Source organism: uncultured Streptococcus sp., from assembly GCF_963516515.1.
Lineage (GTDB): Bacteria > Bacillota > Bacilli > Lactobacillales > Streptococcaceae > Streptococcus.
This window is the reverse complement of sequence record NZ_CAUQCJ010000014.1, coordinates 13,575-29,619: the sequence shown is the minus strand read 5'-3', so window position 1 is coordinate 29,619 and position 16,045 is coordinate 13,575. Positions and strand designations below refer to the sequence as shown.

12 protein-coding genes and 3 tRNA genes are annotated in these 16,045 nt (G+C 34.3%); 8 read left to right on the top strand and 7 right to left on the bottom strand.

The features are described from left to right. Window positions 1-38 precede the first annotated feature (38 nt). The 4 genes from dnaN to RYL77_RS04385 all read right to left on the bottom strand — a co-directional run bounded on the left by dnaN (window position 39) and on the right by RYL77_RS04385 (window position 4,906). A complete protein-coding gene (gene dnaN, locus RYL77_RS04400; RefSeq protein WP_315010149.1) occupies window positions 39-1,175 on the bottom strand; it encodes a DNA polymerase III subunit beta in 1,137 nt (378 codons plus the stop codon). Between the two features lie 158 nt (window positions 1,176-1,333). Next, window positions 1,334-2,695 carry a chromosomal replication initiator protein DnaA gene (dnaA, locus tag RYL77_RS04395; protein WP_125420355.1) on the bottom strand — a complete coding sequence of 454 codons (1,362 nt, stop codon included), beginning with the start codon at window positions 2,693-2,695 and terminating at the stop codon, window positions 1,334-1,336. A gap of 213 nt (window positions 2,696-2,908) precedes the next feature. After that, window positions 2,909-3,667, bottom strand: coding sequence for a ParB/RepB/Spo0J family partition protein (locus RYL77_RS04390; protein WP_315010147.1), 759 nt, complete (start codon window positions 3,665-3,667; stop codon window positions 2,909-2,911). 57 nt (window positions 3,668-3,724) lie between these two features. Next, a complete protein-coding gene (locus tag RYL77_RS04385; RefSeq protein WP_315010145.1) occupies window positions 3,725-4,906 on the bottom strand; it encodes a S1C family serine protease in 1,182 nt (393 codons plus the stop codon). A 183-nt stretch (window positions 4,907-5,089) separates the two neighbouring features. Here RYL77_RS04385 and rlmH point away from each other — a divergent pair, with 183 nt between their 5' ends. From rlmH to RYL77_RS04350, 7 genes are all read left to right on the top strand, one after another. Then, window positions 5,090-5,569 (top strand): 23S rRNA (pseudouridine(1915)-N(3))-methyltransferase RlmH, encoded by a 480-nt coding sequence (gene rlmH / locus RYL77_RS04380; protein WP_000695934.1) that lies wholly within the window; start codon window positions 5,090-5,092, stop codon window positions 5,567-5,569. A gap of 43 nt (window positions 5,570-5,612) precedes the next feature. Next, window positions 5,613-5,686 (top strand) — tRNA-Arg (locus RYL77_RS04375). Window positions 5,687-5,851: 165 nt separating this feature from the next. Beyond that, window positions 5,852-5,974 carry a competence-stimulating peptide ComC gene (comC, locus tag RYL77_RS04370; protein WP_033684573.1) on the top strand — a complete coding sequence of 41 codons (123 nt, stop codon included), beginning with the start codon at window positions 5,852-5,854 and terminating at the stop codon, window positions 5,972-5,974. Between the two features lie 12 nt (window positions 5,975-5,986). Then, on the top strand, window positions 5,987-7,312 hold the full coding sequence (comD, locus tag RYL77_RS04365; protein ID WP_315010143.1) for a competence system sensor histidine kinase ComD: 1,326 nt from the start codon (window positions 5,987-5,989) through the stop codon (window positions 7,310-7,312). Then, entirely contained in the window at window positions 7,309-8,061 is a 753-nt protein-coding gene (gene comE, locus RYL77_RS04360) for a competence system response regulator transcription factor ComE (protein ID WP_000866064.1), read from the top strand. The genes comD and comE overlap by 4 nt, the downstream gene beginning before the upstream one ends. Window positions 8,062-8,112: 51 nt before the next feature. Continuing rightward, window positions 8,113-8,184: transfer RNA gene (locus RYL77_RS04355), tRNA-Glu, on the top strand. Window positions 8,185-8,189: 5 nt separating this feature from the next. After that, a tRNA-Asn gene (locus RYL77_RS04350) sits at window positions 8,190-8,263 on the top strand. Between the two features lie 39 nt (window positions 8,264-8,302). Here RYL77_RS04350 and RYL77_RS04345 read toward each other — a convergent pair. Then, the gene (locus RYL77_RS04345; RefSeq protein ID WP_315010141.1) at window positions 8,303-8,845 is read right to left on the bottom strand and encodes a TetR/AcrR family transcriptional regulator C-terminal domain-containing protein; all 543 of its coding nucleotides are present in this window, start codon (window positions 8,843-8,845) and stop codon (window positions 8,303-8,305) included. A 127-nt stretch (window positions 8,846-8,972) separates the two neighbouring features. Here RYL77_RS04345 and RYL77_RS04340 point away from each other — a divergent pair, with 127 nt between their 5' ends. Further along, on the top strand, window positions 8,973-11,615 hold the full coding sequence (locus RYL77_RS04340) for a YhgE/Pip domain-containing protein (RefSeq protein WP_315010139.1): 2,643 nt from the start codon (window positions 8,973-8,975) through the stop codon (window positions 11,613-11,615). Window positions 11,616-11,644: 29 nt separating this feature from the next. Here the strand turns inward: RYL77_RS04340 and RYL77_RS04335 are convergent, their stop codons facing one another. Further along, on the bottom strand, window positions 11,645-14,188 hold the full coding sequence (locus tag RYL77_RS04335; protein ID WP_315010136.1) for a YfhO family protein: 2,544 nt from the start codon (window positions 14,186-14,188) through the stop codon (window positions 11,645-11,647). A 61-nt stretch (window positions 14,189-14,249) separates the two neighbouring features. After that, window positions 14,250-15,872: an ATP-binding cassette domain-containing protein gene (locus RYL77_RS04330; RefSeq protein ID WP_054378283.1), complete on the bottom strand. Its 1,623-nt coding sequence runs from the start codon at window positions 15,870-15,872 to the stop codon at window positions 14,250-14,252. Between the last annotated feature and the right edge of the window lie 173 nt (window positions 15,873-16,045).

Here is a 16,045-nt window from a genome sequence, read left to right as displayed (position 1 = left end):
TATCATAAAAGAGGCGAGCTAGGCTCAACCTCTTTCACTTAATTTGTACGAACTGGGGTGATAAGTTGCATGAAGTCCTCATCAGTATCTGCTGGCACAAGAGTAAATGGACGAACAGCTGAGATAAAACTAATGGTCACCTTTTCGCTATTTAAAGCCTTAAGAGAATCAATCAAGTAAGTTGGGTTGAAACTAATAGTCAAATCTTCACCAGTCACCTGATCAGTATCGATTTCTTCGTTTACTTTACCAACTTCTGGAGAGTGAACATGGGCGCTAACAACCCCACCTTTAATTTCAAGTTTCACAGTACCATTTTGAGTCGCACTTGATAAAAGACGAGCACGTTCCATTGACTGACGTAAGTTTACAACATCAAAAGTAATAGTAGTATTAAAGTCTGTCGGAATCAAGCGATCTGTATCAGGATAGTTACCTTCTAACAAACGTGTGTAGAAGCTAATATTTTCGCTTCTAAAGAGGATTTGATTGTTGGCAAAGAAAATCTCTACAGTTTCAATATCATCTGTAAATACCGCTGAAAATTCGCGTAGAGAACGGCTAGGAATCACGACATCAAAATCATCACTATTTTTCTCAAGAGTTAATTTTTTCTGGCTTAGACGATGAGAGTCTGTCGCAACTGTTTTTAGCTCCTTGTGTTGACTCAATACAAAATGAACACCTGTTAAAATTGGACGACTCTCTTGTGTACTTGCAGCAAATGCTGTTTCATTGATAATTTTCTTGAGTAATTTTGTTTCAAGAACCAAAGGAGTACTAGCTGAAATTTCTTGGATTCGTGGATATTGCTCGCTATCTTTTCCTTTTAGGGTAATTTCTGATTTGCCACTTGTTAAAACAATTTGATTTTGTTCAATTTCTTTAAAATCAAGAGTCACATCTGGAAGACTAGATACAACATTGATAAAGAAAGAAGCTTCAAGAAGGAGCGAACCTAAAGAAGTAATTAACAAACCAGCATCTTCATTTTTTTGAGAAATAAAATTTTCAATTGAAATTTGACCATTTGAACCAATTAAAGTAACACCTTCATTGGTTATGTCAATTTTGACAGTTGATAAAATAGGAATAGCATTTTTAGAACTAATAGCTCTCTTAGTAGTATTTAAGGCTTGTAGAAATAAATTTTTATTAATTGAAAAATGAATCATGGATTCTCCTTTATTTATTTTTAGTATTAGAAGGATAATAGTAATAATAGAGTCTGTGAAATCTGTGGAAAACAGACTTAAAGTAAGTTATATCAAGTTTTTTGGCTTGTTTAAAAAATGTGGATAAAAAAGATAAAAAAGCGAAAGTTATCCACAAGTTATTTGATTTTCTTTTTGATTGATTCAATTTCTAAACGTAAATTATCGTCTTCATCAATCAAAGATTTAATTTTTGCATGGGCATGAATGACTGTTGTATGATCTTTTCCACCAAATTCTTTACCAATTTTTGGAAGACTATTATCTGTTAGCTCTCTAGATAAATACATGGCTACTTGACGAGCCAAAACAATATTTTGAAGGCGTCTGCTTCCCTTCATTTCTTTGACGCTGATACCATAAAAGTTACCAACTTCATTTTGGATTTTGTCAATTGGGATGACGAGAATTTGGCTAACATCCTGTTTGCGAGCTCTAATGGCTTCTGCAGCAATATCAATAGTGATATCCTTGATTTTTTTTACTCTGGCAATTAAGGTGATGTCGTTGATGGCTCCCTCAAGATCTCGAACATTTGAATCAAATTGCCCAGCTAGGTATTCTAGAGTATCACCTTGGAAATTGTAGTCCAAATGTTCCGTTTTGCTTTGTAAAATGGCAATACGTGTCTCAAAGTCAGGTGGTGTGATGTTTTGCGTCAAGCCCCAGCTAAAGCGCGTGACAAGTCTCTCCTCAAGTCCTTCTAGATGTTTTGGACTACGATCACTCGTTAGGACAATCTGTTTTTGCTTGTCATGAAGGGCGTTAAAGGTATTGAAAAATTCTTCTTGAGTTGCGACTTTTTTTCCGCTAAGTGACTGGATATCATCTATTAACAAAAGATCAAGACTGCGGTAGGTCTTTTTAAACTTTTCCATTTCCCCAAGTCTTAGGTGGTCAAGAAAGTCATTAATAAAGCTTTCAGCAGGTATGTATTTGACACGCGCATTCGGAATATTTTTTAGAATTTCATTTCCAATAGCGTTTAATAAGTGAGTCTTACCAAGCCCAGGTCCTCCATAGATAAAAAGAGGATTATAGGTCAGAGCCAAATCTTCAGAGACAGCCAAGGCGGCTGATACTGCCCAAACATTTCCATCCCCTTGGATAAAATTATCAAAGGTATACTTTTCTTTTAATCCAGTATCCGAATAAGGAATAGATGCTAACTTTGGACTATAGTCATAAAGAGTTGAATTTGTAGCTTCTTCAACTTGTGAGATAGTCGTGTCTTGAGGTTTAGTGAAAATATAATGGGGAGTTATTTCAGCATCATAAATTTCAAAACCAGCTACTACAATAATATCTTTTAGTTGTTTTTCCCAAACCATTTCCATTTCAGATCGAGGTAAAAATATAGTAGCAACATTTTCTTCTACCTTGATGAGTTCAGCTTGAATAGCATAGAAATCATACATGGATCGAGTCAGTCTTTCTTGAGCAAATTCTAATATACGATTCCAAAATTGTTTTTCTTTCAATCCTTTCTCCTCCTTTACTATTTAAAAGTTTAATGCTAGACTTATTTTACCACAGATAGCAAGAATTTTCCACAAGCTGTGGTAAAAAATCCACAATGTTATCAAGGTTTATCCACAGGTTGGGGATAAAATCAGAAACTATTGATTTATTAAGCTTTTTATTGAAAAAAAATAGTGGATAACCTTGTGAGATAAAAAAATAAAAGAACAGCCTTATTTCAGGCTGTTGATAATTCTACTGTATTCTTCTTGGTTTGAGAAAGCAATAATGATTTTTCCACTATCTTTTTTAGACAGTTTGATTTCTACATCTAATCCGAGTAGTTTTTTTAACTGCTCTTCTTCATTCTGTATGAAATGATCATTTTTTTGCAGTTTCTTTTGTTTTTTCTCTGTCAGAAGAGCTTCTAACTTCCTTACAGAAATATCTTCCTCCATAATTCGTTGAAAGAAATAGTCTTGTTGTTCCTTATTCAACCCAACTAGAGAACGTGCATGGGCTTGTGATAGTTTGCCATTTTCTACTTCTGAGAGGATTTGTTCTGGCAAGGAAAGCAAACGAATGGAGTTGCTGATATAAGGACGAGACTTGCCCATTTTATCTGCAATTTCAGCATGGGTAAATCCTTTCTCTACAAGAGATTCATAGGCGCGTGCTTCTTCTATTGGATTCAAATTTTCTCTCTGTAAATTTTCAATGATGGACTGGACCATCATCTCTTGGTCTGAAAGTTGTTTAACAACAGCTGGGATAGACGTCAGACCAGCTAAAAGTGAAGCCCGATAGCGTCTCTCTCCTGCAAGGATTTCATAACCAATCACAGGAGATTGACGAACAATAATCGGTTGAATGACCCCATTTTCTTTAATAGACTGTGCTAGTTCATCTAGTTTTTCTCTATCAAATTCTTTTCGAGGTTGATAGGGATTTTTTTGTATATCTGTGATAGAAATCATTTCAAATTTTTCCATGATTCTACACTAACACATCTTTTCTCTTATGTAAAGCTTTCTTTACATAGATGTCAATTAAGATTCTAAATCACCTGAACTCTTGTCAAGTTTAATAGATGTAGTTTCTTCTTTACCGTTACGATAGTAAGTTATCTTAATGGTGTCTCCGATGGAATGATTGTAAAGAGCACTTTGTAAGTCTGTTGATGAAGCAATCTCTTTGTCATCTACTTTTGTAATAACATCGTATTTTTCAAGGTGACCATTTGCAGGCATATTACTTTGTACAGAACGAACAACTACACCAGATGTTACACTGCTTGGAATATTCAGTCTTCTAATATCACTTGTATTAATATTTGAGAGATTGACCATTTGAATGCCCAAAGCTGGACGAGTCACTTTTCCGTTCTTTTCTAACTGTTCAATAATATTGATAGCATCATTTGCAGGGATTGCAAAACCAAGTCCTTCTACAGATGTTCCTCCATTTGTGGCAATTTTACTTGAGGTAATTCCGATAACCTGTCCTTGAATATTGATTAGTGGGCCACCAGAGTTACCTGGGTTAATAGCAGTATCAGTTTGGATGGCTTTTGTAGAAATGGCTTGTCCATCTTCAGATTTTAAAGATACATTTCGATTAAGACTAGATACGATACCTTGAGTGACAGTATTTGCATATTCAGAACCTAACGGGCTACCGATGGCAATAGCAGTTTCTCCTACGGTTAACTTGCTAGAATCACCAAACTCAGCTACTGTTGTCACTTTTTCTGAAGAGATTTTGACGACAGCAATATCAGAGAAAGTGTCCGCTCCGACAATTTCTCCAGGTACTTTAGTTCCATCTGACAAACGAATATCTACTTTGCTGGCACCATTTATAACGTGATTATTGGTGACAATATAAGCTTCTTTGTCATTCTTTTTATAAATAACCCCAGATCCTTCACTAGAGATTTGCTGAGAATCTGTGTCAGTATCATCATTGCCAAATACGCTATTTTGTCTGTTTGCCGAATAAGTAATAACAGAAACAACGGCATCTTTTACTTTATTAACAGCCTGCGTTGTTGAATTTTCGTTTTTATAGGCAGTCTGTGTGATAGTGCTATTATTATTCGAGATACTTACACCACTTTTTTGAGTTAGTTGAGTTATTGAAAAACTACCCAAGGCTCCACTAAAAAAGCTAATGACGATAACGACTAATAATTGAAACCATTTTTTGTAAAATGTTTTTAAATGTTTCATATTTGCCTCCATATATTTGAAATTACTGAAAGTATAAACTGACTAGCTTAATTATAACTTAAACACAAAAGTTTTTCACAGATTGTGGATAACTTTCAAAAATCTGTGGTTTTCTCGGCGAAAATTAACCTTTTATTTTGTGAATAAGATGTGAAAAAATAGAGAATATGTTAGAATAGAGTCATGAAAATTAAAGTTGTAACAGTTGGGAAACTGAAAGAAAAGTATTTAAAAGATGGTATCGCAGAGTATTCAAAACGAATTTCTCGATTTGCTAAGCTTGAAATGATTGAGCTAGCAGATGAAAAAACACCAGATAAGGCCAGTGAGTCAGAAAATCAAAAGATTTTAGAAATAGAAGGTCAGAGAATTTTATCAAAAGTTGGTGACCGTGATTTCGTTATTGTCTTGGCTATAGAAGGGAAAACTTTCTCCTCGGAAGAATTTAGTAAACAGTTAGAAGAAGCTTCTATAAAAGGATTTTCTACTCTTACCTTTATTATTGGGGGGAGTTTAGGATTAGCACAGGATGTAAAAAAGAGAGCTAATCTTTCTGTCAGTTTTGGCCGTCTAACTTTACCCCATCAGTTAATGAGACTAGTCCTTGTTGAACAAATCTATCGCGCTTTTACGATTCAGCAGGGCTCGCCCTATCATAAATAGAAAATTGACTTTTAATTGAATTTTTGGTAGAATGATTGTGTTAGGTCTCATAGCTCAGCTGGATAGAGCATTCGCCTTCTAAGCGAACGGTCGCAGGTTCGAATCCTGCTGGGATCAATATAGTAGTAAAGCTGGGAATTTTCCCGGCTTTTTTCTTAAAAAAGTACACTTGGGGAGAAAAAAATGACAGTTGAGAGAATTTTATCTAAAACGAAATTCCATTTTGTATAATGGTTTTTGTAAGTTAGCTTACAAGAAAAAAACATTTTAGGAGATTTTATTATGAAAAACACAGTTAAATTGGAACAGTTTGTAGCCTTGAAGGAAAAAGACTTGCAAAAAATTCAAGGTGGGGAGATGAGGAGAATAGATAAAATGTTCATTAATTTTCTTAAAAGAAGATAAGGGAGTGTCAGAATGAATTTTTTCTTAGTAGTAGATTTTATATTATATTTTTTTATTATTAGTCATAGTTACAGTTTAATTTGCAAAGGTAAAATAAAAACAAAGGAACTATACGTTTTTGGTGCTTATACATTACTAGTAGAAATAGTACTTAGCCTTCCCTTTTATCTTCTACATTTAGATGAATTAGGGATTGTAACATTTTTATTTCCTTTGATGCTATATTCCTATTTTAAATGGATTAAACAGTATGAGAGGGATAGAGGACTATTCCTAAGTTTACTACTATCTCTTTTATATGAGAGCACTCATACCTTTCTGTCTGTAATTTTTTCCTCTATAACAGGAGACAATTTTGTTTTACAATATTATGACCTATTCTTTTTAGTTGTAACGGTGTTGACTTATGTCGTTATTGTAACAATCATTCGTTATTTCCATTTAGAACTAAACTATTTTGATAAGGACTATCTCTATCCTTTCTTGAAAAAAGTATTTTTTGCCTTACTACTGCTCCATATTGTATCTTTCGTTTCAGATATGGTAAGTACGATTAAACATTTGAATAGTTTTGGAAGTATTTTATCATCTATTGTCTTTATTTCTCTCCTTTTGACCTTCTTTGCAATGAATTCTCATAAAGATCAAATGGAGAAAGAGATTGCTTTGAAGCAGAAGAAATTTGAACAGAAACATTTACAGAATTACACAGATGAAATTGTCGGACTGTATAATGAAATCCGTGGTTTTCGACATGACTATGCTGGTATGCTTGTCAGTATGCAGATGGCAATTGACAGTGGTGATTTACAGGAAATTGACAGAGTTTACAATGAAGTTTTGGTCAAAGCTAATTACAAACTGCGTTCAGATAAATACACTTACTTTGATTTGAACAACATAGAAGATTCAGCTTTACGAAGTTTGGTTGCTCAGTCAATTGTCTATGCTCGAAATAATGGTGTAGAGTTTACACTGGAAGTAAAAGATACGATTACCAAGCTCCCAATTGAACTATTGGATTTGGTTCGTATCATGAGTGTCTTATTGAACAATGCTGTTGAAGGATCAGCTGATAGCTATAAAAAACAAATGGAAGTAGCAGTTATTAAGATGGAAACTGAAACAGTTATTGTGATTCAGAATTCATGTAAAATGACGATGACTCCTTCAGGAGATCTATTTGCCTTAGGATTCTCCACTAAGGGAAGAAACCGCGGAGTCGGACTAAATAATGTGAAAGAACTACTAGATAAGTACAACAATATTATTTTAGAAACAGAGATGGAAGGCAGTACATTTAGACAAATTATTAGATTTAAGAGGGAATTTGAATGAAAGTTTTAATTTTAGAGGATGTTATTGAACATCAAGTGAGACTAGAGAGAATATTGGATGAAATTTCGAAAGAATCGAATATTCCAATATCATACAAGACAACGGGAAAAGTCCGTGAATTTGAAGAATACATTGAAAATGATGAAGTAAATCAGCTTTATTTCCTAGATATTGATATTCATGGAATTGAGAAAAAAGGATTTGAGGTTGCTCAACTCATTCGTCATTACAATCCTTACGCTATTATCGTCTTTATCACCAGTCGATCAGAGTTTGCGACTCTAACCTATAAATACCAGGTATCAGCCCTAGATTTTGTTGATAAGGATATCAATGATGAGATGTTTAAGAAGAGAATTGAGCAAAATATCTTCTACACGAAGAGTATGTTACTTGAAAATGAAGATGTTGTAGATTATTTTGACTACAATTACAAGGGAAATGATTTAAAAATTCCTTACCATGATATTCTGTATATTGAAACGACAGGGGTCTCTCATAAATTGCGCATTATTGGTAAGAATTTTGCCAAAGAATTTTACGGTACCATGACAGATATTCAGGAAAAGGATAAACATACCCAACGATTTTATTCTCCTCATAAGTCATTTTTGGTAAATATAGGCAATATTAGAGAAATTGATCGAAAAAACCTGGAAATTGTTTTCTATGAAGACCATCGCTGTCCTATTTCAAGGTTAAAAATTAGAAAATTAAAAGATATTCTAGAGAAAAAATCTAAAAAGTGATTGACAATTAGTAAGAAATTGATATAATGGTTATATCTGCTACAGATAGAAGGTCCGTTGGTCAAGGGGTTAAGACACCGCCTTTTCACGGCGGTAACACGGGTTCGAATCCCGTACGGACTATTTTATCCGCCATAGCTCAGTTGGTAGTAGCGCATGACTGTTAATCATGATGTCGTAGGTTCGAGTCCTACTGGCGGAGTATAGATAAAAGGGAACACAGCTGTGTTCCCTTTTTGTATCAATTTGTATCACCAAGCATCTTCATAAGGAAGTCTGTTATTTCTTGAGGACTTTCTTTTTTTCCATGTGCAATCCAAGTTTGGCAGACACCAAAAAGTGCATGAGTTAGATAGATGCTACTATATTCTAATTCAGTGGTATTGAGATTCAGTTGCATAAAGTGCTTTTGTAAATCTGTGCTGAGCATGATATGAAGTTTATTTCGTAAGAAATTTTGGATTTCTTTAGTCCCATTTTCAGAAAGAAGGGCAGCTAGAAGTGGTTCTGACTCTAGATATTCAAATACTTCTAGAATAGCATCTCTTTTGTGATGAGCATGTTTTTGAAAAATATATTCAAATGTATGAAAGAGCTTGCTTTGATAGTGCTCAATCATATCATACTTATCCTTATAGTGAGTATAGAAGCTGGAACGACTAATTCCGGCTTTTTCTGCTAACTTGACAGTAGAAATTTGATCAAATGGTTGTTCCATTAGTAATTGTACCATAGCATTTTCAATAGTTCTCTTTGTTTTTAAGCGTTTGTTACTTTCTTGCATATTTCCTCCTTGTAAACAAATTAGACTATATGTCTAAAAAATAATTTTTTATCTTGTAATTTAGATTTTTTAATGTATAATCTATTATATCAAAATTTTAGACAATATGTTTAAAAAAGGAGAAGATATGTTTAAAGAATGGAAAGCAATTTTTAAAAAACCAACCTTTATTATTGTCATGATAGGGATTTCTCTTATTCCAGCTCTGTACAATATCATATTTTTGTCATCAATGTGGGATCCATATGGGCAATTGTCTGACTTACCTGTGGCAGTTGTCAATAATGATAAAGAAGCTTCCTATAACGGTAATACCATGGCAATAGGAAAAGACATGGTGTCCAATTTAAAAGAAAATAAAACCTTAGATTTTCATTTCGTAGATGAAGATGAAGGAAAGAAGGGATTGGAAGATGGCAATTACTATATGGTAGTGACTTTACCAAGTGATTTGTCTGAAAAAGCAGCTTCTATTTTAACGGATCATCCAGAGCAAATGCAAATCGATTATCAGACTTCAAGTGGTCATAGTTTTATTGCTAGCAAGATGAGTGATTCTGCGATGACACAATTGAAGCAGAATGTGTCTACAAATGTAACTGTGACCTATACTAAAGCTTTATTTGATAAGATAGTCGAATTAAAGGATGGCATGAGTCAAGCAGCTTCTGGTAGTGAAAAATTAACTGATGGAGCGAATCAGTTAGTGACAGGAAGTCAAACATTAACTACTAACCTACACTCTTTAGCAGATTCAAGTTTAACATTTTCAAATGGAACGGAGCAGTTTACTAAAGGATTATCCTCTTATGTTTCTGGTGTTGAACAACTTCATCTTGGCTTAGGGAATTTTAATAGTGGTTTAGTTACATATACTGGTGCAGTGAGTCAATTAGATAGGGGATTAGGTCAATTATCTTCTAAAAGTCCTGAATTAGTAAGGGGAATCAATCAGTTATATACTGGTGTAGAATCCTATACTGGCGGTGTTTCTCAGCTTAATGCTGGTCTTAATCAATTTTCATCTGGTGTTAGTGCCTATACAAACGGAGTGGGAAATCTTGTAACAGGTGCTAATCAGTTATCTAATCAATCAGCTACACTTCGAATGGGTGTGGAGCAATTAAGTGAAGGGATTCAACAACTTTCTAGTAAGTTAGATGCTTCGTCTGAGCAAAAAGATCAAATTAATCAATTATCTTCTGGTCTGAATCAGTTAAATCAAGCTATTCAAAATATTGATGTTGGAGATACAAAACAATTAGATTCTGTTTTATCAAGTATAGTATCTCTTTCTAATCAAATGTTAGCAAGTGCTCAGTCTGAAAAAGCAACTACATTAGCTAATATTCAATCGACAGCAGCTTATCAATCATTGACAAGTGAGCAACAAGCTGAGATAAGCGCTTCTGTATCTCAAAATTCGACTGATAGTATTCAATCGGCTCAGTCAATTGTAGCTTTAGTACAAGGTTTACAGGGAAGTTTAGAAAACTTACAAAATCAATCTTCTAATCTTTCGATGTTAAAAAATCAAGCTAATCAAGTATTACCGCTTGCTTCTACTTCTTTGACAGGATTGTCAAGTGGATTAACAGAAATACAGGGAGCAGTGACGAGTAAATTAGTTCCTGCTAGTCATTCGATTGCATCAGGTGTAAAGGCATATACTACAAGTGTTGATAAAGTTTCTCAGGGTGCAAGTCAACTAAGTGAAAAAAATGCTACCTTGACAGGTAGTTTGGATCAACTAGTTTCAGGTTCAAATACCTTGACACAAAAATCTTTTAGCTTGACAGAAGGAGTTGGTCAATTAGCTGAAAAAACTCCAGAATTAGTATCTGGTATTGAAAAATTATCAACTGGGTCCAATCAATTGAATCAAAAGAGTCAAGAATTAATGGCAGGAGTTGATAAATTACAATCAGGATCTGGTCAATTAGCAGACAAATCCAGTCAGTTACTTTCAGGTGCTTCTCAATTAGAGAACGGAGCTAATAAATTGGCAGATGGAGCTGGGAAACTTGCAGAAGGTGGAACAAAGTTAACTTCTGGATTGGAAGGTTTACAGACAGGAGTTGTTTCTTTAGGACAAGGACTAGGTAATGCTAGTGATCAACTTAAATCAGCATCAACAGAATCTAAAAATGCAGAGATTTTGTCAAATCCTCTCAATCTTTCCAAAACAGACAATGACCAAGTTCCTGTAAATGGAATCGCAATGGCTCCTTATATGATATCAGTTGCTCTTTTTGTTGCAGCAATATCAACGAATATGATCTTTGCGAAGTTGCCTTCAGGACGTCATCCAGAGAGCCGTTGGGCTTGGTTGAAATCTCGAGCTGAAATAAATGGTATTATAGCTGTTTTAGCAGGAATTTTGGTATATGGAGGAGTTCATCTTATTGGTCTAACTGCAAATCATGAGATGAGAACATTTATTCTCATTATCCTAACAAGTTTAGTATTCATGTCCATGGTGACTGCTTTAACAACATGGAATAGCCGTATAGGAGCTTTCTTCTCTCTTATTTTGCTTTTATTACAGTTAGCATCAAGTGCAGGTACTTACCCACTTGCTTTAACAAATGATTTCTTTAGAGCCATTAATCCTTGGTTACCAATGAGTTATTCAGTTTCGGGATTACGACAAACAATCTCTATGACAGGAAATATTCATCATCAAGTCATTTTCCTTGCCGTTATACTAGTACTATTTATTTGTTTAGGTATGCTAGCCTATCAACCTAAGAAAATGGAAGAAGATTAAAAAAATCGACCGATTAACTGGTCGATTTTTTATGTCTTAGATGCTTTTCGTTTGTGATTATAGATTCCAAATAGAAAAAGAGAAGTAAAGGAACAGATTGCTCCAATAACAAAACCATTGGGAATAAAGGAAAGTGTAATAGTTCCTTTTCCCTTAGGAACGTCAACTTTCATAAAGCCAGTTTGAGCTTGTTTAATTTCTATTTTCTTACCATCTTGGTAGGCAGACCAACCTTTGTCATAAGGAATGGTGAAGAAAATGGATGTATCTTGTTTGACATCATATGTAGAAAAGACCTTATTTTTAGAAGTTGATACTGTGACAGGTTGTTCTTTAATTTTTTGAATTGCCTCGGTGAAAGTTTTGGTATCTAAACGATAGAAGGTAGGAGATTCAAATGATACTTGTGAATTTTCAGGGAAACTAACATGAATATTGAAAGTTTTTTTCTCTTTTGTATAGCCTAGATTAAAGAAGGAGAAGACATTATCAGTTGTAAAAGTTTTCTTTTCCCCATTGACAAGGATGTCAACTTTCTTTTGTTTATCATTAGAAAAGTGAAGGTTTGTGAAAGAAAGATAAACTTGGCTGTTTTCTGGCACTTCAATTTGATACTGGATTGCTGCGTCCTCATTTGAAGAACTTGTAACACTAATCAAATCATCAGTATATTCAGTTTTTTCATAAGGTATTGGAGAAAAATAATCAAAATTGACGTTAGCAAGTTGATTTAAAAACGAGGCCTGATTATCTAGAGTATGTTCAGTGAAATTGACATCATTGTAAACAGATTGACTAGCAAAGGCAATCGGAAGAGAGAATTGATTTTCATATAGGGTAAGATTATCTTTTTGATATACATCTTGGAATCCATACTTATCAATAGGACTGTCTGAGATATTATACTGGATGCCAAATAAACTATCAGCCAAAATACTATTATTTGCATAGCGGAGATTGAGATTGGTCCCAGAGGATTTAAAGCCAAGTTTATCCAAAGTAGAGCTTGCTGAACGATTTCGAACAGATGAAAATTGAGAGATTCCATTGTAGTTGAATTTCATACTGTCATTCCCTGTCTGAGTTTGTAGTTTCTCAGTACGAGTAAATGGATCCCCAATATATGTTGAGAAAGATTCCATAGCTGGGATATCTCGATTATATGCAATTCGAGAAGCAAATCCCCATTCCTTAGCAATTCCGTCTATTTGAGATGAAGCATTTAAACTCATTTCAACCATTATAAATAAAGAGATTAGAATGGCAAATAGATTTACAGAGATAAACTTTTTGATAACTGCAAGGAGTAAAAGAGAATAGACAACCAAAAATTCAAGAGTAAGCAGAATATTCAAATCTGTTAAAAAAGAATAATGTGATTTTAGATAGATGGTAGCTAAAAATCCTGTTACTATAAGAAAAAGCGAAACTAAAAAATTCCAGATTTTAATTTCTTTCAGACGATTTAAGACTTCTGCTGCTGTGTAAATTAACAAGGTAGAGAAAATCCAAGCATAGCGATGTAAAAACATGTTTGGAGTATGCATGCCTTGCCAAAATAAATCAAGCGTTTCAATATAAAAGCTTACAATTAGAAATGCAAAGAAAATTGCATAGATAAGTTTCACGTGAAACTTAATAGATTTCAGCGTAAAAAATAAAATAGTCAAAATAAAGGGAAGTAGTCCAACAAAAATCATTGGGATGGCCCCATACTTTGTTGTGTCAAAGGAACCAATGAATTGCTTAGCAAAGAGATCAAGATACCAGCTACTTTCAGTTTGAAACTTTGTAACTTCAGTTAATTTTTCCCCATGTATCTGTAAATCAAACAGAGTGGGAAGAGTCATAATCAAGCTAGCCATACCAGCTAAAAAGGAGGTGATTATGAAATCAAGAAAAGATGATTTTCGAGTTTTAAAGTCCCAAGAAATTTGACAGAGATACCAGAAAATAAGAAACAATGCTGTCATATAGCCAAAATAATAGTTTTGGATAAATAATATTGACAGACTTGTAAAGTATAATGAGAATTTCTTTTCAGTTATAAGTAGGTGTAAACCAGTTATAATTAAAGGAATCAAGATAAAAACATCTAGCCAGGTTTTTATCTCTAATTGACTGACAGTGAAACTCATCAGAGCATAGGAAGTAGATAAGGCTAGTTTTAAAGGCTTAGGAATCGATTGAAATAATTTATTTAAACTAAAGTAAGTTGACAGACCAATCAATCCAAATTTTAAGAGAGTTGTCAGATAGACAGCATCTGGCATATTAGTTAGATCAAAAAAGTAAACTAGAGGTGAAAGGAAACTACCCAAGTAATAACTAGATAGGGCATAGAAATTCAATCCGAGACCACTTGTAAAGGTGTAAAACAAACTACCATTTCCATGTAGGATATTTCGTAAAGTTATATCAAAAATAACGTATTGATGAAACCCATCTCCTAATAGTGGAGATGTATCGCTATTCCAGTAGATACCTTGATATAGATATACTCCTATCATAATGATTATGGGAATGATGAAAGAAACAAAATAGGTCCAATATGTTTTAAAAAATAATTTCATGTTACCTCATAAAATGTTAGAAAACTCAGCTGGTTAACCCAACTGAGTTTTGAAGTTTTATTTAGTCTTTCCAAAGTTCTTTAACTTTTGCTTGTACTTCTGCATTTTCTAGGAATTCATCATAGGTTTCATCGATACGGTCAATGACGCCATTTTTTGACAAGACAATGATATGGTTAGCCAAAGTTTGAATAAACTCGTGGTCATGACTGGCAAAGATGATTGATTCTTTAAAGTTTTTCAATCCATCATTCAAGCTTGAGATAGATTCCAAGTCCAAGTGATTGGTTGGATCATCAAGTACAAGGACATTTGATTTCAAGAGCATGAGTTTTGAAAGCATGACACGAACTTTTTCTCCCCCTGACAAGACGTTGACAGGTTTGTTAACCTCATCTCCAGAGAAGAGCATACGGCCAAGGAAACCGCGTAGGAAAGTATTGTCATCTTCTTCTTTACTTGCGAATTGACGCAACCAGTCAAGAATTGATTCTCCCCCTGCGAAATCAGCTGAGTTATCTTTTGGCAGGTAAGATTGACTAGTTGTAACTCCCCACTTGACAGTTCCTTCATAGTCAATATCTCCCATGATTGCACGAATTAATGCAGTCGTTTGGATATCATTTTGTCCAATAAGAGCTGTCTTATCACCTGGACGCAAGATAAAGCTGATATTATTTAAAATAGTCTCACCATCAATCTTTACAGTTAGATTTTCTACTGTCAAGAGATCATTACCAATCTCACGCTCCGCTTTAAAGTTGATAAATGGATATTTACGACTAGATGGCACAATCTCTTCTAGCTCAATCTTATCAAGCATTTTTTTACGTGATGTTGCTTGTCTTGATTTAGAAGCATTAGCAGAGAAACGAGCAACGAATTCTTGCAATTGCTTAATTTTTTCTTCTGCTTTGGCATTACGGTCTGCTAGCAATTTAGCAGCAAGTTCAGAAGATTCCTTCCAGAAGTCATAGTTTCCGACATAGAGTTTGATTTTTCCAAAGTCAAGGTCGGCCATGTGAGTACATACTTTGTTTAAGAAGTGACGGTCGTGGGATACTACGATAACGGTGTTATCAAAATCAATCAAGAAGTCTTCTAGCCAAGTAATAGATTGGATATCCAAACCATTGGTCGGCTCGTCCAAAAGAAGAACATCTGGTTTACCAAAAAGTGCTTTGGCGAGGAGAACCTTTACTTTCTCACCATTAGCCAATTCGCTCATATTTTGGTAGTGCAATTCTTCTGGAATGTTTAGGTTTTGAAGTAGTTGAGAGGCTTCACTTTCTGCTTCCCAGCCTCCAAGCTCGGCAAACTCACCTTCAAGTTCGGCAGCACGCACTCCATCTTCGTCTGAGAAATCTTCCTTCATGTAGATAGCATCTTTTTCTTTCATGATACTATAAAGTTTTTCATTTCCCATGATAACAACATCAATGGCACGTTCATCTTCATAGTCAAAGTGATTTTGACGAAGAACAGAGAGACGTTCATCTGGACCAAGAGAGATGTGACCAGTAGTAGGTTCGATATCTCCAGCTAAAATTTTTAAAAAGGTTGATTTTCCAGCACCATTAGCACCGATTAATCCATAAGTATTTCCTTCTGTAAATTTGATATTGACATCATCAAAAAGTTTGCGATCACTAAAACGTAGTGAAACATCAGATACTGTAAGCAATGTTTTTCTCCTATATGTGTAATATATTTATTCTACTAGAAAATACGGAAATATTCAAATTTTTATCTGTCAATTTTGTGTAAATTATATTTACAATTCCCTTTACACAAAAACATAAATAGCAAGGTCGATTTATTTTGATAAATTGCGGTTATTTCATTAAAAAAATGCTA